The 20,053-nt window shown below is 67.8% G+C and carries 22 protein-coding genes, 1 pseudogene and 1 CRISPR repeat array; of the genes and pseudogenes, 6 read left to right on the top strand and 17 right to left on the bottom strand.

The window, feature by feature from the left end:
- Positions 1–38: 38 nt before the first annotated feature.
- A pseudogene (locus BVI061214_RS08865) lies at positions 39–287 on the bottom strand (TFIIB-type zinc ribbon-containing protein); the annotation flags it as partial.
- Between the two features lie 3 nt (positions 288–290).
- Positions 291–974: a zinc metallopeptidase gene (locus BVI061214_RS08860; protein WP_053768077.1), complete on the bottom strand. Its 684-nt coding sequence runs from the start codon at positions 972–974 to the stop codon at positions 291–293.
- Between the two features lie 343 nt (positions 975–1,317).
- On the opposite strand from BVI061214_RS08860, the gene BVI061214_RS08855 reads away from it, so the two are divergent.
- Positions 1,318–2,178 (top strand): sulfurtransferase, encoded by an 861-nt coding sequence (locus BVI061214_RS08855; RefSeq protein WP_053768076.1) that lies wholly within the window; start codon positions 1,318–1,320, stop codon positions 2,176–2,178.
- Here the strand turns inward: BVI061214_RS08855 and sdaAA are convergent.
- Positions 2,175–3,035: an L-serine ammonia-lyase, iron-sulfur-dependent, subunit alpha gene (gene sdaAA, locus BVI061214_RS08850; protein WP_053768075.1), complete on the bottom strand. Its 861-nt coding sequence runs from the start codon at positions 3,033–3,035 to the stop codon at positions 2,175–2,177. The two genes, BVI061214_RS08855 and sdaAA, sit on opposite strands and share 4 nt — an antisense overlap.
- Before the next feature lie 164 nt (positions 3,036–3,199).
- Here sdaAA and BVI061214_RS08845 point away from each other — a divergent pair, with 164 nt between their 5' ends.
- Entirely contained in the window at positions 3,200–3,778 is a 579-nt protein-coding gene (locus BVI061214_RS08845) for a response regulator transcription factor (protein ID WP_053768074.1), read from the top strand.
- A gap of 62 nt (positions 3,779–3,840) precedes the next feature.
- Here the strand turns inward: BVI061214_RS08845 and rplS are convergent, their stop codons facing one another.
- The 6 genes from rplS to ffh are packed head-to-tail and all read right to left on the bottom strand — an operon-like array spanning position 3,841 to position 7,404.
- The gene (gene rplS, locus BVI061214_RS08840) at positions 3,841–4,293 is read right to left on the bottom strand and encodes a 50S ribosomal protein L19 (RefSeq protein WP_003045717.1); all 453 of its coding nucleotides are present in this window, start codon (positions 4,291–4,293) and stop codon (positions 3,841–3,843) included.
- 57 nt (positions 4,294–4,350) lie between these two features.
- Positions 4,351–5,070, bottom strand: a complete 720-nt coding sequence (gene trmD / locus BVI061214_RS08835; protein ID WP_053768073.1) for a tRNA (guanosine(37)-N1)-methyltransferase TrmD — start codon at positions 5,068–5,070, stop codon at positions 4,351–4,353.
- The gene (gene rimM / locus BVI061214_RS08830; RefSeq protein WP_003045721.1) at positions 5,071–5,565 is read right to left on the bottom strand and encodes a ribosome maturation factor RimM; all 495 of its coding nucleotides are present in this window, start codon (positions 5,563–5,565) and stop codon (positions 5,071–5,073) included.
- Positions 5,565–5,783: a KH domain-containing protein gene (locus tag BVI061214_RS08825; RefSeq protein WP_053768072.1), complete on the bottom strand. Its 219-nt coding sequence runs from the start codon at positions 5,781–5,783 to the stop codon at positions 5,565–5,567. The genes rimM and BVI061214_RS08825 overlap by 1 nt, the downstream gene beginning before the upstream one ends.
- Positions 5,784–5,840: 57 nt before the next feature.
- A complete protein-coding gene (gene rpsP / locus BVI061214_RS08820; protein ID WP_003045725.1) occupies positions 5,841–6,104 on the bottom strand; it encodes a 30S ribosomal protein S16 in 264 nt (87 codons plus the stop codon).
- A gap of 7 nt (positions 6,105–6,111) precedes the next feature.
- Positions 6,112–7,404, bottom strand: a complete 1,293-nt coding sequence (ffh, locus tag BVI061214_RS08815) for a signal recognition particle protein (protein WP_003045728.1) — start codon at positions 7,402–7,404, stop codon at positions 6,112–6,114.
- Positions 7,405–7,612: 208 nt separating this feature from the next.
- Here ffh and mgtE point away from each other — a divergent pair, with 208 nt between their 5' ends.
- Positions 7,613–8,959: a magnesium transporter gene (gene mgtE, locus BVI061214_RS08810; RefSeq protein WP_053768071.1), complete on the top strand. Its 1,347-nt coding sequence runs from the start codon at positions 7,613–7,615 to the stop codon at positions 8,957–8,959.
- Between the two features lie 2 nt (positions 8,960–8,961).
- Positions 8,962–9,357 carry an ADP-ribosylglycohydrolase gene (locus BVI061214_RS08805; RefSeq protein ID WP_082333139.1) on the top strand — a complete coding sequence of 132 codons (396 nt, stop codon included), beginning with the start codon at positions 8,962–8,964 and terminating at the stop codon, positions 9,355–9,357.
- Here BVI061214_RS08805 and queA read toward each other — a convergent pair.
- From queA to BVI061214_RS08780, 5 genes are all read right to left on the bottom strand, one after another.
- Positions 9,324–10,361, bottom strand: coding sequence for a tRNA preQ1(34) S-adenosylmethionine ribosyltransferase-isomerase QueA (gene queA / locus BVI061214_RS08800; protein WP_053768070.1), 1,038 nt, complete (start codon positions 10,359–10,361; stop codon positions 9,324–9,326). The two genes, BVI061214_RS08805 and queA, sit on opposite strands and share 34 nt — an antisense overlap.
- Before the next feature lie 3 nt (positions 10,362–10,364).
- Positions 10,365–10,904, bottom strand: coding sequence for a LabA-like NYN domain-containing protein (locus tag BVI061214_RS08795; RefSeq protein WP_003045736.1), 540 nt, complete (start codon positions 10,902–10,904; stop codon positions 10,365–10,367).
- A 10-nt stretch (positions 10,905–10,914) separates the two neighbouring features.
- Positions 10,915–13,488: a phosphoenolpyruvate carboxylase gene (locus tag BVI061214_RS08790; protein WP_053768069.1), complete on the bottom strand. Its 2,574-nt coding sequence runs from the start codon at positions 13,486–13,488 to the stop codon at positions 10,915–10,917.
- Positions 13,485–14,240 carry a TIGR00282 family metallophosphoesterase gene (locus BVI061214_RS08785; protein WP_053768068.1) on the bottom strand — a complete coding sequence of 252 codons (756 nt, stop codon included), beginning with the start codon at positions 14,238–14,240 and terminating at the stop codon, positions 13,485–13,487. The genes BVI061214_RS08790 and BVI061214_RS08785 overlap by 4 nt, the downstream gene beginning before the upstream one ends.
- Before the next feature lie 71 nt (positions 14,241–14,311).
- Positions 14,312–14,949: a CRISPR direct-repeat array (repeat unit 37 nt; unit sequence GGTCGCAATCCCCTTACGGGGCTACGTGGTTTGCAAC).
- Positions 14,950–15,444: 495 nt separating this feature from the next.
- Entirely contained in the window at positions 15,445–15,684 is a 240-nt protein-coding gene (locus BVI061214_RS08780) for a hypothetical protein (protein WP_003045745.1), read from the bottom strand.
- A gap of 23 nt (positions 15,685–15,707) precedes the next feature.
- Here BVI061214_RS08780 and recO point away from each other — a divergent pair, with 23 nt between their 5' ends.
- A complete protein-coding gene (recO, locus tag BVI061214_RS08775) occupies positions 15,708–16,373 on the top strand; it encodes a DNA repair protein RecO (protein ID WP_053768067.1) in 666 nt (221 codons plus the stop codon).
- Here the strand turns inward: recO and greA are convergent.
- The 3 genes from greA to BVI061214_RS08760 are packed head-to-tail and all read right to left on the bottom strand — an operon-like array spanning position 16,360 to position 19,480.
- Entirely contained in the window at positions 16,360–16,830 is a 471-nt protein-coding gene (gene greA, locus BVI061214_RS08770) for a transcription elongation factor GreA (protein WP_053768066.1), read from the bottom strand. The two genes, recO and greA, sit on opposite strands and share 14 nt — an antisense overlap.
- Positions 16,831–16,886: 56 nt before the next feature.
- The gene (locus BVI061214_RS08765; protein ID WP_053768065.1) at positions 16,887–17,633 is read right to left on the bottom strand and encodes an aminotransferase class IV; all 747 of its coding nucleotides are present in this window, start codon (positions 17,631–17,633) and stop codon (positions 16,887–16,889) included.
- The gene (locus BVI061214_RS08760) at positions 17,630–19,480 is read right to left on the bottom strand and encodes a chorismate-binding protein (protein ID WP_053768064.1); all 1,851 of its coding nucleotides are present in this window, start codon (positions 19,478–19,480) and stop codon (positions 17,630–17,632) included. Before BVI061214_RS08760 ends, BVI061214_RS08765 begins: the two co-directional genes overlap by 4 nt.
- 22 nt (positions 19,481–19,502) lie before the next feature.
- On the opposite strand from BVI061214_RS08760, the gene BVI061214_RS08755 reads away from it, so the two are divergent.
- Positions 19,503–20,024: a Uma2 family endonuclease gene (locus BVI061214_RS08755; protein ID WP_053768063.1), complete on the top strand. Its 522-nt coding sequence runs from the start codon at positions 19,503–19,505 to the stop codon at positions 20,022–20,024.
- The last annotated feature ends 29 nt before the right edge of the window (positions 20,025–20,053 follow it).

Raw genomic sequence — 20,053 nt, 5'->3', positions numbered from 1 at the left:
GCAAAAGGACTGCCCCCAGGGTCTTCCTAGGGGCGGTTTCACTTTAGGGCCTGGTCAAAGAGGTCCATGAAGCCCTTCTTTTTCTTGTAGGGCTTCCCCTCCTTGCGGTGGTAGGCCTCCCGCTCCTCCTCGTAATGGCGCTCCACCTCCCGGGCCTGGCTCAGGAGCTTTTCCAACTCCCCTTTGTCCAGCCAGACCCCGCCGCACTGGGGGCAGACATCCAGGACCACCCCCCGGCGCTCCACCTCCCGCATGCCCGCCCCGCAGTTGGGGCAAAGGAGGAGGGGCCTCTACTCCTCCCGCCGGCCAAAGAGGCCCAGGAGGCTGGCGTAGTAGAGGATGGTGGCCAAGGAGCTAGCTAGGGCCGCCACGTAGGTGAGGGCTGCCCAGGTAAGGACCTGGCGGGCGGGGCCCACCTCCCGGCTCGTGAGGAAGCCCATGCGCCGCAGGAACTCCATGGCCCTCCTGGAGGCGTCAAACTCCACGGGCAGGGTGACGAGCTGGAAGAAGGCCACCGCCAGGTACAAATAGAGGCCCAGCTTGGCCAGGCCCAAAGCCCCAAGGCCCAGACCCACGAGGACCAGGATAGGCCCCCAGTTACTCCCAATGCTGGCCACGGGCCAGAGGTTGGCCCTGACCCGAAGCCAGGCGTAGCCCTGGGCGTCCTGAACGGCGTGCCCCACCTCGTGGGCGGCCACGGCCAGAGCCGCCAGGCTGGGAGAGGCGTAGTTGGGCTCGGAAAGACGCACGGCCTTGGCCTGGGGGTCGTAGTGGTCGGTAAGGACCCCGGGCACGGGCTCCACCCGCACGTGGGTGAGCCCGTGGGCGTCCAGGATGGCCCGGGCGACTTCGGCCCCCGTGAGGCCCCGGCTGTTGGCCACGCGGCTAAAGCGGGCGAAGGTGGCCTGAAGCCCCCACTGGATGAAGAGGCTAGCCACAAAGACGGCGATCATCAGCAGAAAGGTCACGTCCATGGTTCCCTCCTTGAGGAGTAGCAAAAACCCGAGGCCACCCGTTCAGGTGGTCTCGCCATGCGCCTTTTGGCGCCCCAGCCGGCCGGGGAAGTCCCGTACTGACGACCGGCTGGCCCCCTTTGGGGGCGGCTACTCCCCAGAGGCCTTTATACCAAAAACCCCCTTCCTCCACAAGGACCTGGGCCAACGCGCAGAGCGGAGAGGGGTTTGAAGGCGAACGCTCCCAAGGCCGCCTCCTTCTCCCTGACCCCCAAAGGCTACATACCGGTCAAGTCTGGCCAATGTGACCCTCCTCCTTATTTCCCACACACTCAGGGGTATAGTGGGGGCTGGAGGTGGCCCTATGGGATACGCCCATCCGGAAGTTCTGGTGAGCACGGCCTGGGTAGAAGAGCACCTCGAGGACCCTTCGCTCCGCATCCTGGAGGTGGACGAGGACATCCTCCTCTACGACACCGGCCACATCCCCGGGGCCCAGAAGATTGACTGGCAGCGGGACTTCTGGGACCCGGTGGTGCGGGACTTCATTGACGAGGAGGGGTTCGCCCGCTTAATGGAACGGCTCGGCATCTCCAACGACACCACCGTGGTCCTCTACGGCGACAAGAACAACTGGTGGGCGGCCTACGCCTTCTGGTTCTTCAAGTACAACGGCCACGCCGACGTGCGCCTCATGAACGGGGGAAGGCAGAAGTGGCTGGAGGAGGGGCGGCCCCTCACCACCGAGGTCCCCGCCTACCCCCCGGGCCGCTACCAGGTTCCCTACCGGGACGAGTCCATCCGCGCCTACCGGGACGAGGTCCTCAAGCACATCCTCAAGGTCAAGGAGGGCAAGGGGGCCCTGGTGGACGTGCGGAGCCCCGAGGAGTACCGTGGGGAGCTCACCCACATGCCCAACTACCCCCAGGAGGGGGCGCTCCGCGCCGGCCACATCCCCGGGGCCAGGAACATCCCCTGGGCCAAGGCGGTGAACCCGGACGGCACCTTCAAAAGCGCCGAGGAGCTCAAGGCCCTCTACGAGCCCCTGGGCGTGACCCCGGACAAGGACATCGTGGTCTACTGCCGCATCGCCGAGCGCTCCAGCCACTCCTGGTTCGTCCTCAAGTACCTCCTGGGCTACCCCCGCGTGAAGAACTACGACGGCTCCTGGACGGAGTGGGGAAACCTGGTGGGGGTGCCCATCGCCAAGGGGGAGGAAGGCTAGGGGCCTTTGGGCTTCAGGGCCTCTTCCGCCAGCCTTCGCCCCGTGGGGGTTTCGGCCAGGCCGCCGAGGCCCGTCTCCCTAAGCTCTAGGGGGAGGAGGCGGCCCACGCGAGCCATGGCCAGGACCACCTCGTCCGGGGGGATGACGCTCCTGATCCCCGCCAGGGCCATGGAGGCGGCGCTCACGGCGTGGACGGCGTAGAAGCCGTTGCGCATGACGCAGGGCACCTCCACAAACCCCCCCACGGGGTCGCAGACCAGGCCCAGGGTGTTCTGCAGGGCCAAAGCGGCGGCGTGGGCCGAGGCCTCGGGGCTTCCCCCCAGGAGCTCGGTCACGGCGGCAGCGGCCATGGCGGCGCTGGAACCGATCTCCGCCTGGCACCCTCCACTGGCCCCGGCGATGTGGATGACCCGGTTGATCATCTTGGCCACGCCCGCCGCCAGGACCATGGGCATGAGCAGGCGCTCCTCGGGGATGGCAAGATGGTCCGCCACCCCCAAAAGGGCCCCGGGGAGGGTGCCGGCGCTCCCCGCCGTGGGCGCAGCCACGATGCGACCCATGCGGGCGTTCTCCTCGTTGACGGCCATGGCATAGGCCTGAACCCGCTTGAGGAGGGGGTCCCGCAGGGGATCCGGGGCCTCCCACAGGGTCTTGGCGTTCTTGCCCACCATCCCCGCCACACTGGGCGCGTCGGAGGCCAGGCCTCTCTGGATGGAATCCCGCATGACGGCCAAGCGCTCCCGCATCTTGCTAAGGATGACCTCGCGGGAGAGGCCCGTCTCCTCTTCCTCCTCCCGCAAGACGTGCTCCGAGGCCAGACCGGAAAGCTCCGCCAAAGCGTTCAAGGTTAAGGGCATGGCTTTAGCATAAGCGCCCGCACTTTGGTTTCGCAACATGGGGTGCCCAAGTTGGGGCTGTGGAAGGGATTTTTTGGGGCCCCCACCGCGGCGAAACGAAAGCCGCGGTGGGGTACTTAGCCCTTTTGCGGGTCTTTCACCGCCTAAGGCTAGGCTAAGAGGAGATGCGGGTCCTCATCGCCGACGACCACCCCCTCTTCCGCCTGGGGCTGAAGGCGGGCCTCGAGGCCCAGGGCCTCGCGGTGGTGGCCGAGGCGGAAAACGGCCAGGAGGCCCTGGATAAGGCCCTGGCCCTGAAGCCGGACGCCGTCTTGCTGGATTTGCGCATGCCGGGCATGGACGGCCTCACCTGCGCCAGGAAGCTCCGGGAAAGGGGCTACCGGGGCCTCATCGCCTTCCTCACCACCTACCAGGAGCCAGCCCTCCTGAAGGAGGCGGCTTTAGCGGGGGCGGACGCCTACTTCTCCAAGGAGCTTTCCGCCCCGGAGCTGAAGCGGCGGCTTCTAAGGGTCATGCAGGGGGAGGAGCGCCTCACGCCCCCCGACCTGCCGAGCCTCACCCCCAGGGAAGAGGAGGTGCTTGCGCTTTTGGCCCAGGGGCTTTCCGTCAAGGAGATGGCCAAGGCCCTGGGCCTCTCCCCCGACACGGTCAAGGACCACCTGGAAAACCTCTACGCCAAGCTGGAGGCCCGTAACCGGGTAGAGGCCCTGGAGAAGGCGAGAAGCCTGGGCTTCCTGCAATAAAGAGGGCGGCAACCCCGCCCCCCTGAGGGGCCCCCACCGCGGCGAAAGCCGCGGTGGGGTGCTTAGGCCTGGCCCTCTCCCGAGGCCTCGGAAGGGGCCTCCTGGGCCACCTGGGCGGCCTGGGCCGCCTTGGCCCGCTCCTGGTCCTGGCCGATCCGCTTGCGGTCGGCCCGGAGCTTGCGGCGGATCTCCCGCTCGGAAAGCTCGCGGATGAAGTAGAGCTTGGCCCGGCGGGCGCGACCCCGCTGCACGATCTCCACCTTCTCAATGAGGGGGGAGTTGAAGGGGAAGATGCGCTCCACCCCCACCCCGTAGCTCACCTTGCGCACGGTGAAGCTGGAGTTGTAGCCGTTGCGCTTGATCTTGATGACGATGCCCTCAAAGTTCTGGATGCGGGTGCGGCCCCCTTCCTTCACCCGGTAGGCCACCCGCACCGTGTCGCCCGGCCGGAACTCGGGCAGGTCCGTGCGGGCGTAGCGGGACTCCACCACCTTCAGAAGCGCTCCTCGGTTCATCCTATGCCTCCCATCCCAGAGGAACCCTTAGGGGTTCGTGGGCAAACAGACCTAAGTTTACCCTTCCCGGTCCATCTCCGCAAGCCACCCGGCCTCCAGGGCCCCGATCCTGGCCCGCAAGAGGAGCTCGGGCCTTAGCTCCAAGGTGCGCTTTAACGCCTCCTTGCGGCGGAAGCGGGCCACGGCCTCGTGGTCTCCCGAAAGGAGCACCTCCGGCACCTTTAGGCCCCGGAACTCCGGGGGCCTGGTGTAGTGGGGGTAGTCCAGAAGGCCCCGCACGAAGGAGTCCTCCCGGTGGCTCATGGGGTCCCCGATCACCCCGGGCACCAGGCGGGCCGTGGCCTCGAGGACCGCCAAGGCCGCCACCTCCCCCCCCATGAGCACGTAGTCCCCGATGGAGAGGCTCCTGGTCACAAAGGCCTCCACCCGGGCGTCAAACCCCTCGTACCGCCCACAGAGGAGGACCAGGTGCTCCTTCCGGGAAAGCTCCTCGGCCACCTCCTGGGTAAAGGGCCTGCCCGCCGGGGAGAGGAGGATGACCTCGTCGGCCGGCAGGGCCGACTCTATGGCCGCCACCGCCACGTCGGCCCGAATCACCATCCCCGCCCCGCCCCCATAGGGGGTGTCGTCCACGCTGCGGTGCCGCCCCAGGCCGAAGGCCCGGAGGTCCACCACCTCCGCCGAAAGAAGCCCCCGCTGCAAGGCCTTGGCGATCAAGGACTCCTCCAGCCAGGGACGGATCAGCTGGGGAAAGAGGGTGATGAAGGTGTAGCGCATTCAGTCAAAGAGGCCGGGGATGGGCTCCACGTGGATGCCCTCCGCCTCCACCCGCACGTAAGGGGCCTGGAGGGGCACCAGGCGCTCGGCCCGGTCCCTGAGCCTCTCCCCCACCCCCCGGATCACTAGCACGTCCTGGGCCCCGGCGTCCAGGATGTCGGCCACCTCCCCCACCTTCTGCCCCTCCACGTAGACGGGAAGGCCGATGAGGGCGAAGTAGTAGTACTGGCCCTCCTCGAGGGGAGGGAGGTCGGCCACCTCGGCGTAGACGCGAAGGCCCACCAAGGCCTCCGCCAGCTCCCGGGTGGAGACCCCGGCTAGGTGCACCACCAGCTCCTCCCCCACCTGGTAGAGGTCCTCCACCGCCCGCCAGCCGTGCCCCTCCACGTAGATGCGCGTTAGATGGGCCACCACCGGCTCCCCCCGGAACTTCAGCCCGCCCGCCAGGGCGTAGGGGGCGCCGAAACGGCCGATCTCCACCAGACGCCCCGCCATCACCGCACCTCCACGCCCACCTTGCGCTTGGCGTAGGCCCGCACCAGGGTGCGGATGGACTCAATGACCCGCCCCCCCTTGCCGATGAGGCGCCCCTTGTCCTCGGGGGCCACCTCCACCAGGTAAACGGGCCCTTCCCGCCCACGCCTTTCCTGGACCCGGACCGCCTCTGGGCGGTCCACCACGCTCTTGGCCAAATACTCCACCAGGTCCTTCATAGCTTTCATGGTAAAGGAAAAGCGCCCGGGGATGCCCCGGGCGCGGGGGGCGCTCCTTTAGGCCCCCTGGGTCTCCTGCCGGAAGACCCCCGCCTGGCGGAGGAGCCTCCGGGCGGTGTCCGTGGGCTGTGCCCCCACGGAAAGCCAGTACCGGGCCCGCTCCACGTCCACCTTGAGCCAGTCCGGGGTGGTCTTCCTGGGGTCGTAGTAGCCGATCTTCTCAATGTAGGCGCCGTCCCGCTTCCTGCGGACATCGGTGACCACGATGCGGTAGTGGGGGTTGTGCTTGGAGCCGAACCGAGAAAGCCTGATCTTGACCATTTTTCCTTTACCTCCTGAACATTCCCATGAGTCCCCGGCCCTTCTTCTTCTCCAGGGACTTCATTAGGGCCTTCATCTCCTCAAATGCCTTGATGAAGCGGTTGACCTCCTGGACCGAGGTCCCGCTTCCCTTGGCGATGCGCTTGCGCCGGGAACCGTTTAGGATGCGGGGGTCTTTGCGCTCCTCGGGGGTCATGGAGAGGACGATGGCCTCCAGGCGCTTTATGGCCTTCTCGTCCACCTTAAGCCCCTGGGGAACCCCGGGCAGGAGGCCCAGGATCTCGGAGAAGGGGCCCAGGCGCTTGAGGTTCTGCATCTGCTTGAGGAAGTCCTCCAGGGAAAGCTCCTTGGCGGACTTGGGCGCCTCCGCCTCCAGCCCCGCCGCCCGCACCTTCTCCGCCAGGCTGGCCACGTCCCCCATGCCCAGGATGCGGCCCGCCAGGCGCTCGGGGTAGAAGGGCTCCAGGCCCTCCGGCTTCTCGGAAACCCCGGCGAAGTAGATGGGCTTGCCCGTCACGTGGCGGGCGGAAAGGGCCGCCCCGCCCCGGGCATCCCCGTCCAGCTTGGTGAGGACGAGGCCCGTGACCCCCACCTTCTCGTCAAAGGCCCTGGCCACGGAAAGGGCTTCCTGCCCGGTCATGGCGTCCAGGACCAGGAGAACCTCGTCCGGGCCAAGGACCTCCTTGAGGCGGGCCAGCTCCCCCATGAGGGGCTCGTCAATCTGCAGGCGGCCGGCGGTGTCCACCAGGATCAGGTCCCGGGCCTCGAGGCGGGCCTTCTCCTCCACCCGGCGGCGGATGGACTCAGGGGACTCCCCGTCCATCACCTCCAGCACGGGCACGCCCACCTTCTCGCCCAGAAGCCTTAGTTGCTCCCTGGCGGCGGGCCTCTGGGTGTCGGCGGCCACCAAGAGGGGCCTCCTCCCCTTGCCCTTGTAGTAGAGGGCCAGCTTGGCGGCGGTGGTGGTCTTGCCGGAGCCCTGGAGGCCCACCAGGAACCAGAGGTTCCTGTCCTTGAGGACAGGGAGCCTGGCCTCGCCCCCCAGGGCCTCCTTGAGGGCCTCGTAGACGGTGGCCAGGATCACCTCGGCGGGGGTGAGGCTCTCCAGGACCTGCTTCCCCAAGGCCTCCTCCCGCACCCGCTCCACGAAGTCCCGGGCCACCTCCAGGTTGACATCGGCGTCCATGAGGGCCCGGCGGATCTCCCTGAGGGTGGCCTTCAGGTCCTCCTCGGTGATCCGGCCCCGCCCCCTAAGGCGGCCGATGGCCTCTTGCAGTCGCGCCGAAAGCTGTTGGAACATGCCCCTCCTGGCCCCAAGGGCCGGGCTTCAGGATAGGGCACCCCCCTTGAGCGTGTCAACCTCAATTTTTCGCACATTTCTAGCGGGCCGGGTTGACGGGAAAAGGCCCTGCCCTTAGCTTAGAAGAGGTATGCGCGAGGCTCTGCCCTCGAGTCCCAGGCCCTGAAGGCCGCCTCCGGGCGGCCTTCGGCGAGAAAGGAGGCCGCCCATGGAAAAGATTCTTTCCCCCATCCTGAAGGCCCTGGAAGAGGGCGACACCCTCAGCCTGAAGCGGCTTCTGGAGGAGGCCCATCCCCAGGACCTCCTCCTCATCTGGGATGACCTCAACGGGGAGCACCGCTACGTCCTCCTCACCCTCCTCCCCAAGGAGAGGGCGGCCGAGGTCTTCTCCAACCTCCCCCCCGAGGACCAGGCCGAGTACCTGAAGACCCTCCCCCCTTGGCGGGTCCAGGAGCTTTTAGAGGAGCTCTCCCTGGACGACCTGGCCGATGCCCTTCAGGCGGTGGAGGAGGAGGACCCTGCCCTGGCCAGGAAGCTCAAGGAGGCCCTGGACCCCGAAACCCGGGCCGAGGTGGAGGAGCTCACCCAGTACGAGGAGGACGAGGCCGGCGGCCTCATGACTCCGGAGTACGTGGCCGTGCGGGCCTCCATGGCTGTGGAGGACGTCCTCCGCTTCCTGCGCCGGGCCGCCCCCGACGCCGAGACCATCTACTACCTCTACGTGGTGGACGAGGAGGGCCGGCTCATGGGCGTGCTTTCCCTGAGGGACCTGATCGTGGCCGACCCCAGGACCAAGGTGGCCGAGATCATGAACCCCAAGGTGGTCTACGTCCGCACCGACACCGACCAGGAGGAGGTGGCCCGCCTCATGGCCGACTACGACTTCACCGTGCTGCCGGTGGTGGACGAGGAGGGGCACCTCGTGGGCATCGTCACCGTGGACGACGTCCTGGACGTGCTGGAGGAGGAGGCCACCGAGGACATCCACAAGCTGGCCGCCGTGGACGTGCCCGACCTGGTCTACAGCCAGGCCTCGCCGCTCCAGCTCTGGCTGGCCCGGGTGCGCTGGCTCATCATCCTGATCCTGACCGGGATGGTGACCAGCTCCATCCTGCAGGGCTTTGAAAGCGTCCTGGAGGCCGTCACCGCCCTGGCCTTTTACGTGCCCGTCCTCATAGGCACCGGGGGGAACACGGGCAACCAGTCGGCCACCCTCATCATCCGGGCCCTGGCCACCCGGGACCTGGACCTCAGGGACTGGCGGCGGGTCCTATTCAAGGAAACGGTGGTGGGAAGCCTTTTAGGCCTCACCCTGGCCTCTGTCCTCCTCATCAAGGTGGGGCTGGACGGCTATGGCCCCCTCATCCCCGTGGTGGGCCTGTCCCTTTTCCTCCTGGTCCTCTTCGCCAACCTGGTGGGCTCCACGCTCCCCATGGTCCTAAGGCGGCTCGGCGTGGACCCGGCCCTGGTCTCCAACCCCCTTATCGCCACCCTCTCCGACGTGATCGGCCTCCTCATCTACCTGAGCGTGGCCCGGCTGATCCTGGGCATTTAGCCATGCGCCTCCGGATGATCGTGGAGTGGACCAAGGGAAGCCCCCTCCGGCACGCCTGGAAGGAGGGAAGGCTCGTCCCGGTGGGCGAGGACCGGCCCGCCCCGGTCAACTACGGCCTCATCCCGGGCCTCCTGAACCCTGCCGACGGGGAGGAGGTGGACGCCGCGCTCCTGGGACCTCCCCACCCCCTGGGCGAGGCGGAGGGCGAGGTGGTGGGCCTGCTTCACCTCGAGGACGGCGACCACAAGGTCCTCCTGGCCCCCCAAGATTCCGCCCCGGATGAGGACGTGGCCCCCCTCCTCGCCTGGTTCGCTCCGGAAAGGCGGCCCACCCTCCTTCCCAAGGAGGCCGCCTTGGACTTCCTTCAGAGGATCAGCATGGCGTCGCCCAGGGAATAAAAGCGGTAGCCCTCTTCCACGGCCAGACGGTAGGCCTCCATGGTGCGCTCGTAGCCCAAAAAGGCCGCCACCAGCATGAGGAGGGTGGACCTGGGCAGGTGGAAGTTGGTGAAGAGGCCGTCTATGACCTTGAAGGCGTAGGGGGGGCGGATGAAGAGCCGGGTCTCCCCCGCCCCCGCCGCCACCCCCTTCCCTTCCCGGTAGGCGCTCTCCAGGGCCCGCACCACCGTGGTGCCCACGGCGATGACCCGCCTCCCCTCGGCCTTGGCCCGGTTCACCGCAAGGGCGGCGGCCTCGGGGATCTCGTAGGGCTCGGGGTGCATGGCGTGCTTCTCCGGATCCCCCTTCACCGGCCGGAAGGTGCCGGGCCCCACGTGGAGGGTCAGGAAGTGGAGCTCCACCCCCATCTCCCGAAGTCTTTCCAGAAGCTCCGGGGTGAAGTGGAGGCCCGCCGTGGGGGCGGCCACGGAGCCCGGGCGCTTGGCGTAGACGGTCTGGTAGCGCTCCAGGGGAATCTGGGCCTTGATGTAGGGGGGAAGGGGGACCTCCCCCACCTCCTCCAGGTGGGCCAAGAGGTCCCCCTGGATCTGGAGGAGGCGCACCCCGTCCGCCTCCACCCCCACCACCTCCGCCTTCAGGCCCGGGACCGGGCGCCAATCCCTGGGGGAGAGGAAGGAAAGCTCCGTCCCCACCGGGGCCCTCCTGGCGGGGCCCAGGAGGGCCTCCCATAGGCCCGGGGCCCTTTCCCGCACCAGAAGGACCTCCACCCTGCCCCCCGTGGGCTTCCTGGCCAGGAGGCGGGCCGGGATCACCTTGCTCTCGTTGAAGACCAGGAGGTCCCCTGGGCGCAGGAACTCCGGCAGGTCCCGCACCCGCCGGTGCGCCACCCGGAAGGGGCCTTCCCGGTAGACCACCATCATCCGGGCCAGGTCGCGGGGCTCCACCCCTTCCTGGGCGATGAGCTCGGGAGGAAGGTGGTAATCGTAAGCTTCCAGTCCTGCCATAGCCTAGCGCTCGGGGTTTTTGGGCTCCATGAAGGGGTTGGGGATCTCGGGGAGGTGGACGAAGCGGTCCACGGCGTCTATAAGCCTCTGAGCCGTGGTCTCCCGGAAGGCGATGACCTCCACCCGGATGCCCCTTTCCATGAGGACCTCGAGGATCTCCACAAAGTCCCCGTCCCCACTCCCCAGGACCACCACGTCCAGGTAGGGCATGAGGCGCACCATGTCGGCGGCGATGCCCATGTCCCAGTTGCCCTCGTAGATGGGCCTTCCGCCCTCCCCGGTCTCCTTCACCGTCAGGTACATGCGCCGCACCCGGTAGCCGATGGTGGAAAGCTTGTAGATGAAGGGCCAGGCCGAGGTGTCCCCCTCCTTCTCCACCACGTAGGCCGTGGCCCGGACCAGGCGCCTTCCCCCCACGGCGAAGCGGAGGAGGCTTTCAAAGTTGACGTTCCGCTCGTAGTAGTCCCGGGCGGAGTGGTAGAGGTTCTGGGTGTCCACGAACACCCCCACCCGCTGGTCCTGGTGGTGGCCCAAAAGCTCCATGGACCCCATCTTACCCTGCGTTCCTGAGGCCCGCCGCCACCCCCAGGATGGAGAGGAGCAGGGCCTTCCTCAAGGCCTCGTCCTCCCGCCCCCCGGGGGCGCGGTAGCGCCTTAGGAGCTCCACCTGGACGATGTTGATGGGGTCCACGTAGGGGTTTCTGAGGGCGATCTGGCGCTCCAAGGTCCTTTGGTTGTGGAGGAGAGGGGCCTGGAAGATGGCCTCCAGGAGGGCCTGGGTGCGGAGGTACTCCTCGGCGATCCGGTGAAAGAGGGGGTGGAGGGCCTCGGGCACCAGGCGCAAATAGAGCCGGGCTACCCCCAGGTCGGCCTTGGCCAGGGCCATGGCGGCGCTCTCCAGGGTGGTGGCGAAGAAGGGCCATTCCCGGTACATCTCCCTTAGAAGCTCCAAAGGAAGCTCTTCCAGGACGGAGAGGCCGTACCAGCCCGGCAGAAGAAGGCGCACCTGGGTCCAGGCCATGACCCAGGGGATGGCCCGGAGGTCCCCGATGTCCCTGACCCGGCCGTGGCGGTAGACGGGGCGGCTGGCGATGGGGAGCTCCCCGATCTCCCGGATAGGGGTGAGGGCCTCAAAGAAAGGGAAAAAGCCCTCTTCCGCCAGGAGGGCCCGGTAGTGGGCCATGCTCCTCCCCCCCGCCCAAGAGAGAGCCTCCCGCCAGTGGGGCTTAGGCTCCACCCCGTCCCCCAAGGCGGCCTGGGCGAAGTGGAAGAGGAGCTGCTCCAGGTGGCGCACGGCCAGATCGGGGTGGCTGTAGCGGTCCGCCAGGGCCTCCCCCTGCTCCGTGAGGCGGAGGCGGCGGCCCACGCTCCTTGGGGGGAGGCTGGCGATGGCCCGGCCCGCCGGGCCGCCCCCCCGGGCGGTGGAGGTGCCCCGGCCGTGGAAGAAGTGAACGGGAAGCCTCCGCTCCTCCCCCACCTGGCTTAAGGCCTCCTGGGCCTCGTAGAGGGCCAGGTTGGCCATGAGGAAGCCGGCGTCCTTGTTGGAGTCGGAGTAGCCGATCATGACCTCCACCCCGCCCCGGCCCCGGGCGTGGGCCAGGAAGACGGGGTTCTCCAAGAGGCGGCGGAGGACCAAGGGGGCCCGCCTGAGGTCCTCCAGGGTCTCAAAGAGGGGGACCACGTCAAAGGGGAGGGGCTTACCCGGGCGGTAGAGCCCCACCTCCCGGGCCAGGAGGAAGACGCTGAGGAGGTCGGCGGGGTGGTGGGTCATGGAGACCACGTGGGCCCCCTTGTCCCGCCAGGCCCGTAGGGCCCCCAGGGCCACCCTCAGGGCCTCCTCCTGGGGCTCCTCCCCCACGGGGAGGAGGGGCCTCGCCGTCTTCAGCTCCTCGGTGAGGAGGGCCTCCTGGGCCTCGGGGGAAAGGCTTAGGAAGTCTGGGTGGACCCCGCCCAGGCGAAGGAGCTCGGCGGCGGCCAGGAGGAGCTTCCCCGACTCCTCCCGAAGGTCCAGGGGGGCGAGCTCCAGGCCGAAGGCGCTCAAGCGGGCCTCGAGGGGGCGCAAAAAGCTCCTCCCCACCTCCTCAAGCCCCACGGCCCTAAGCCCCCCTTCCGCCACCTTCAGGGCGGAAAGGAGCTCCTCGGTGGTGGCCTCGTCCTGGGAAACCTTCCGGTAGATTTGCGCGAAGAAGCGGCGGTAGGGCTCTCCGGGGAACCGCTCCACCCCCTCGCCCCCCGCCCGCACCTCCCGGGGCACGGGCACCTTGGCCTCGGAAAGGGAGAGGTCCCGCACCAAGGCTCCCAGCTCCTCCAGAACCTTTTCCTTGGCCACCTCGCGGGCGTAGCGGGCGGCGAAACGGGTGACCTCGGGGGTCACGAAGGGGTTCCCATCCCGGTCCCCGCCGATCCAGCTTCGGAAGCGGACAGGGCTTTTGAGGCGGGGCCTCTTGCCGTAGACCCGCTCCAAGGCGGTCTCCAGCCCCTCCACCACCTTGGGGATGGCCCGCCAGAGGGTGGTGGGCAGGTAGTAAAGCCCCCCCTTGATCTCGTCCTCCACGCTGGGCCTGGCCTTGCGCACCTCCTCGGTGGCGTAGAGGAGGGCCACCCGGGCCTCGAGCCGGGTCCTGTCCCCCTCCTCCAGCTCCCCCTGTAAGGCCTCCAGGTGGTGGCGCAGGGTGCGGCGGCGGGTCTCCGTGGGGTGGGCGGTGAAGGTGAGGAGGAGCTCCAGCCGGTTCAGGTGGGCCTCGGCTTCCTCCAGGGAAAGCCCCCGGGCCTTCAGGGCCTGGGCCAGGGCCAAAAAGCCCTCGGGCCTGGGGTTCTCGGGGGTCTCCGCCTGGGCCCGCACCCGGTTCACCCGCACCCGGTGGCGCTCCTCCGCCAGGTTCACCAGGTGGAAGTAGTGGGTGAAGGCCCGCACCAGGGCCTCGGCCTCCTCCGTGGAGAGGGTCCCCACCCGCTTCAAAAGCGCCTCCCCCGCCCCCTCGTCCCCCTGCCGCCTGGCCTTGGCCAGGAGGCGCACCTCCTCCACCAGGGCGAAAAACCTCTCCCCGGAAACCCTCCGGATGGCCTCCCCCAGGAGCCGGCCCAGGAGGTCCACCTCCGCCTTCAAAAGCTCAAAGGGCTCCGTCATGGCTCTTCCCACACGTAGGGGCTGATGGAAATGGGCCTCCCCCCTTCCAAGACCAGCTCGGTGGCGTGGAGGCGAGCCTTCCCCTCTGCGGCGCGGAAGGGCTGGGGGCGGCCCGTCAGGAAGCGGGCCAGGAAGGTCTCTATCTCCCCCCCGATGATGGACTGGTAGGTGCCCGTCATGCCCACGTCGGTCTGGTAGAGGGTCCCTTTGGGCAGGCGGGTGGCGTCCAGGGTGGGCACGTGGGTGTGGGTGCCGAGGACAGCGCTGACCCGCCCGTCCAGGTAGTGGGCCAGGGCCATCTTCTCGCTGGTGGCCTCGGCGTGGACCTCCACCAGCACGTAGTCCGCCTTCTCCCTTTCCAGAAGGGCGTCCAGGGCCCGGAAGGGGTCGTCCAGGGGGTCCATGAAGATGCGGCCCATCACCTGGACGAAGAGGAGGCTCTCGCCGGTCTCGAGGCGCCAAAAGCCCTTCCCCGGCGTCCCCGGGGGGTAGTTGAGGGCCCGCACCACGGGCTCTTTTTCCAAAAGCTCGTAGACCTCCTTGTGGTCCCAGGCGTGGTTGCCCAGGGAGATGAGGTCCACCCCCGCCTCCCGCAGGAGGCGGTAGCTCCTCTTGTCCAGGCCCTTACCTTTGGCGGCGTTCTCCCCGTTGGCGATGACCAGGTCGTAGCGGTCGCGGATGTCCGGCAGGTGCAGGCTCACGGCCCTGAGGCCGGGCTCCGCCATCACGTCGCCGATGAAAAGAAGGCGCATAGGGGCATTATAGGGCGACAAGGAAAAACCCCTGGCAGGACCCCGGGGGTGCTCCAGTAGCGCCATGGTGGTGCCGCAATCCCCTTCCGGGGCTAAGTGGTTTGCAACAGGTGGTCCTCATGGCCCTGGAGGAGGCTACCCGCCGGTTGTCGCAATCCCCTTACGGGGCTAGGTGGTTTGCAACCTACACCGCGCGCGTGGGCAAGTTTACCTACACCCTGGTCGCAATCCCCTTACGGGGCTAGGTGGTTTGCAACAGAACCTGTAGTGTACACTGGTCGGATTGAAAACGGCCAGTGGTCGCAATCCCCTTACGGGGCTACGTGGTTTGCAACTCGCAAGGTGGTCGCTACCCTCAAGGCGTGGCCTAGCGGGTCGCAATCCCCTTACGGGGCTACGTGGTTTGCAACGAAGGTAGAGCTTTACATGGGCGAGGATGGCGAGGGGTGGTCGCAATCCCCTTACGGGGCTACGTGGTTTGCAACTAGTGCCTCCCTCGTGGGTGTGGGATGCCATAAGCGAAGGTCGCAATCCCCTTACGGGGCTACGTGGTTTGCAACCGCTCAAAAAGCGGGTGGCCAAACTTGAAGAACAGGTGTCGCAATCCCCTTACGGGGCTACGTGGTTTGCAACCCCCGGGGACGTGGTCCTGGACCCCTTTTGCGGGTGCGGCGTCGCAATCCCCTTACGGGGCTACGTGGTTTGCAACTCTACCCCTATAAGAATGCCCTTCTGGACGGCACTGTCAGAGGGAGGTTTGTGAGAAAGATGAAGCTTGGAATATGCATGGGGCGAATAACGGGGGTTTTCGGGGGTTTATGCCGATGAACACACGCAGGAGAGAGGGCCGATGAGAAGGGGAAACGCATATTGCCCATCCCCAAGGGAAGAACTGGCTTTCAAGGTCCCCACCCGGAGGTCCGGGTTAGGGGGAGTATAGCACACACCGCAACGTTGGGCCAGGTCAAAATATGGGCCAAAAGGCGGCCTGGAAAGGGGGCTTTGATTTTCAAAGCGCAAGAAAAGCCAGTTGCATCGTAATTTTGCTGACAAGTGTAGTAAAGGCCCTTCCGCCGCCAGAGGCGGAAGGGGCACGCCCTTGGGCCAACCCCAGGAGGTGGACCCGGGGCTTTCCCGGCCAAGGGAAAGCGGGGAGCGGAGGCCCGCTCCCCGGAAGCTTCTCAAGGCGTTGCCCTGAAAAGGCCTAGGAGGCGCTGGAGGAGCGCTTCTGCAAGAAGTAAACCACCCCGTAGCCGATGGCGGCCACGATGAGGACGGGAATGGCGTAGGTGAGAAGGGTCCAGATGAGCCCGGAGAGGGCTAGGAGGACCTTGCCCAGGAAGGTGAAGACCCAGCCCCCCACCCAGAGGGCGAGGAGCACCCCCACCACCACCAAGAGGCCCAAAACCACCCACTCCAGGATGTCGCGCAGGGTCCTTTCCATGCCTCCAGCATACACTGAAAAAGATGGAGCGGTACCGCCTCGAGGAGGGCATCGTGGTGGGCAGGAAGCCCCTGGCGCAGGGGGATCTTCTGGTGCGCTTCCTCACGCCCAAGGGGAGCCTCGAGGCGGTGGCCCGCAAAGGCCAGAGGCCCACGGGGCGCACGGGAAGGCTTTCCCTTTTCCACCACGTGCGCTTCCAGCTTTACGCCAAGGAGGAGGGCCTTCCCACCCTGACCCAGGCGAAACTCATAGGCAGGCTCCACGGCCTAGAGGAGCCCAGGCGCTTCCTCCTCGCCTCCTTTCTGGCCGAGCTGGCCTACCGCCTGGCCTCCCCCGAGGCCGCTCCCAGGATCTACCCCGTCTTCGTCTCCGGCCTCCGGGGCCTCGCCAAACACCCCAACCCTCTCCTCCCCCTGGTCTGGGCGGGCTGGCGGGTGCTGAAGGCCGGGGGGCTTTCCCCTAACCTCCTGGGGCCAGGCCTCCACCTCAAGGGCGGCAGGCTGGGGGGGGAAGGGGTCTACCTGGGGGAAAAAGGGGTGGAGGCCCTGAGGGCCGTCCTCCACCTCCTCGGCGGGGAGGCCCTCCCCTACCTAGAGGAGGCCCCCCTAGACCGCCTCTTCCTGGCCCTCAAGGCCCACGCCGAGGAGAGCCTGGGGCCCTTGCGCTCGGCGGAGGCTATAGGGGTTTGATCTCCAGGATGGTGTAGACCTGGGCCCCCTTCTTGCCCCGGATCTCCACCACGTCCCCCACCTTCTTGCCCAAAAGGGCCTGGCCCAAGGGGGACTCGTCGGAGATCTTTCCGCTGAAGATGTCGGCCTCGTGGCTCCCCACGATGGCCAGGGAAAGCCTCTCCCCGCTTTCCGTCTCCAGCTCCACCTGACATCCCAGGGCCACCTGGTCGTAGGAGCCGTTCCCCTCCACGACCACGGCCCGGGCCAGGAGGTCTTCCAGCTGGGCGATGCGGGCCTCGTTCTGCCACATGGCCCGCCTGGCCTCGTCGTAGCCGGCGTTTTCCCGCAGGTCCCCCTCCTCCAGGGCCTGCTCAAAGTCGGCGGAGATCTCCTGCCTTTTGGTGGTCTTCAGGTGGTTCAGCTCCTCCTGAAGGCGGCGAAAGCCTTCTGGGGTGAGGTAGACGGGCTTCTTCATGCGTCCTCCCGTGCAAAAAGGGCTACCAGCCCAAAGCCTTCGGGCTGGCGGTACCGCTATTCAGTATAGCAAGCGGGGAGGAAGCGCTCTATGAGGGGAAAGAGGGCCTCCGGCGGCCTGCCCACGGGCAAAAGGCCCACGCCGCTTCCGGCAAGGAGAAGGGCGCCCTCCAGCTCCTCCGGGCGCAAATGGGCCCGCTCCACCTTTAGCCCAAGCTCCCGGGCCGCCTCGGCCACCTTCTCCCGGGTGAGGCCCTCGAGGCCCCCCTCCAGGAGGTAGAGGGTGCCCTTCCGAAAGAGCAAGGGGCTGGTGCGGCTCCCGTCCACCACGTGCCCCTTCTCGTTCAGGAGGAGGCCCTCAAAGGCACCTTGCCTTTTGGCCTCCTCCAGGGCCAGGCGGTAGGGCAGGTAGTTGCCCGTCTTGTAGGGGAAGAGGTCCGGGTGGACCCGGTAGGGGGTCAGGTGGACCCGCACCCCCTCCCGGTAGAGGGCCCGGGGCGGGGGGGCGTAGGGCCTGGCCTCGGAGAGCCACACCCCCTCCCCCACGGTGAGGCGAAGGCGGAGGCAGGGGGCCTGGGGAAAGGCGGCGAGGAGGACCTTCAGGTCCTGCAAAAAGGCCTCGTCCCCGGGGTAGCTAAGGCCCAAGGCCTCGGCGTGGCGGCGGAGGCGGGCCAGGTGGTCCGGTAGCCAGAGGGGCCTTCCCCCCTCGGCCCTCAAGGTGGTGAAGACGCTATACCCGTGGTAAAGAAAGCCCTCGGGAAGGGGCTCGGCGAAGGGCTTGCCCGAAAGGAGCACCCGCTTCATCCCACCTCCAAAAAGCGGGCGAGTAGCTCCATGCCCCAGGGGGAGAGGATGCTTTCCGGGTGGAACTGGACCCCAAAGGCCACCTTACCGTCCCAGATGGCCATGGGCACCCCGTCCTCCGTCCAGGCCAGGAGGCGGAGGGCGGGGGGCAGGCGCCTTAAGGCCAGGGAGTGGTAGCGGGCGAAGGGCAGGGGGTTGGGAAGGCCCCGGAAGAGGGCCTCCCCCGCGTGGTGGATGGGGTGGGCCTCCCCGTGGACCGGGGCCTCCCGGTAAAGCTCCGCCCCCAGGGCCACCCCCAGGGCCTGGTGGCCCAGGCAGACCCCCAGGAAGGGAACGCCCTCCTCCAAGGCCCTCTTGGTCCACTCCAGGACCCTTCCCGCCCTATAGGGGTCCTTGGGCCCCGGGCCCACCAGGAGGTGGGTGAAGCCGGAAAACCTGGGGGCCTCCTCCTGGTCCACCACCTCCACCTCCGCCCCCAGGGCCCGCAGGTAGTCCACCAGGTTGTGGCTGAAGGAGTCCCGGTTTTCCAGGAAGAGGACCCGGGCCTCGAGGCGGCGGGGAGGGGGCGGGGGAGCCCACCTGGCGGTGGGCTTGGGCGGGGCCAGGGGGCTTCCCGGCCTGCCCCCCGTGAGGGCCCTCAGGAGCCCCTCGGCTTTGTGGAGGGTCTCCTCGTACTCCTTATCGGGGTCAGAGGCGATGACCACCCCGGCCCCGGCGGAGAAGTAAAGGGTCTCCTTCACCTGATACATGGAGCGGATGAGGATGTTGAAGTCCGCCCCCCTCCCCGAGACGTACCCCAGGCTCCCGGTGTAGGCCCCTCGGGGCACGGGCTCCAGGTCCCGGATGGCCTCCATGACCGTCCCCTTGGGGGCTCCGGTGATGGTCCCCCCGGGGAAGAGGGCGGCGAAGACCTCCCCCAACGAGGCCCGGGTGTACCCCTCCACCTCGGAGACCAAGTGCATGACGTGGGCGTAGCGCTCCACGGTGAAAAGCTCCCTTACCCGCACCGTGCCCGGCAGGGCCACCTTGGCCAGGTCGTTGCGGAGGAGGTCCACCAGCATGGCGTGCTCGGCCCGCTCCTTGGGGGAAGAGAGGAGCTCCTCCTCCAGGCGGAGGTCCTCGGCCTCCTCCCGCCCCCGGGGCCTGGTCCCGGCGATGGGCCGGGTCAAGACCCTGGCCCCCACCTTCTGGAAAAGCCGCTCCGGGCTCCCCGAGACCACCGCCCAGCCTTCCCCCTCCAGAAGCCCCATGAAGGGGGAGGGGTTTTGGACCCGGAGGCGGGCGTAAAGGGCCAGGGGGTCCAGAGCGCCCTGGGCCCGGAAGCGGTGGGAGAGGTTTACCTGGTAGACCACCCCGGCCCGGATCCGCTCCTGGACCTCCCTCACCCCCTCCAGGAAGCGGGCTTTGGGGTAGTCGCTATGGAGGCGAAGGGGCGGCAAGGGCGGGGGGAGGTAGGGGGAAGGCCGGATGGGGAGGGCGGGCCTTTCCACAAGCCGCCCCTCCAGGAAGGCTAAGCCCTCGGGGTAGTAGAAGAAGGCGGCCTCGGGAAGGCCGGGCACGGGCGGGTGGGTGGGAAGCCCCAGGTGGCGGGCGAACTCGTAGGCGAAAAAGCCCATCCAGGCGGGGAAGAAGCCCCGTCCTAGGCCCCTTTCCAGGTAGGGGAAGAGGTCCAAAGCCTCCCCCACCCTCCGCCCGTCCAGGTAGAGCCGCCCTTCCAGGACCTCGAGGCGGTGCCGGGGCTTTAGCCCCAGGAGGGAGAGCCGGGAAAAGGGGGTCTTTGGCCCCAAGGACTCCAGGAGGGCCGGGCGGAGGCCCAGGGCCCTCGCGGCCTGAAAGAGGCCCAGCACGGCCAGAGTATACTCAGGGGAGATGGTCAAGCACCGCTTCACGGTGGAGGCCTACCACAAGGCCTACGAGGCGGGGGCCCTCCCCGAACGGGTGGAGCTCCTCGAGGGGGAGGTGTACGCCGTGTCGCCCATGGGGAAAAAGCACCGGCTCTACGTGATGCACCTGGACAGGGTCTTTCAGGAAGCCTTCGGCGAGGAGGCCGTGGTCATGGTCCAGTGCCCCTTGGCCCTTTCCGCCGACTCGGAGCCCATCCCGGACCTGGCCCTTCTCCGCCCTCCCCTGGAGGCCTACCGGGAGCGGGACCCTGGCCCCGAAGACGTTCTCCTTTTGGTGGAGATCGCGGACACCACCCTGGTCCAGGACCGCGCCCTGAAGCTTCCCCTCTACCAGAAGGCGGGCATCCCCGAGGTCTGGCTGGTGAACCTGCTGGAGGAGGTCCTCGAGGTCTACGCCTTCCCCCACTACGCCATGGAGCGCCACCCCAAGGGGGAGGCCGTGGCCCCCAGGGCCTTCCCCACCCGCCCCGTCGCCTGGTGGGCCTAATGCCACCCCCTGCTGGCTTGCGCCAGCAT

It is taken from the genome of Thermus aquaticus (assembly GCF_001280255.1).
Taxonomy (GTDB): Bacteria; Deinococcota; Deinococci; order Deinococcales; family Thermaceae; genus Thermus; species Thermus aquaticus.
The sequence above is the reverse complement of the archived record's forward strand: the minus strand, read 5'-3'. Positions and strand labels throughout refer to the sequence as shown.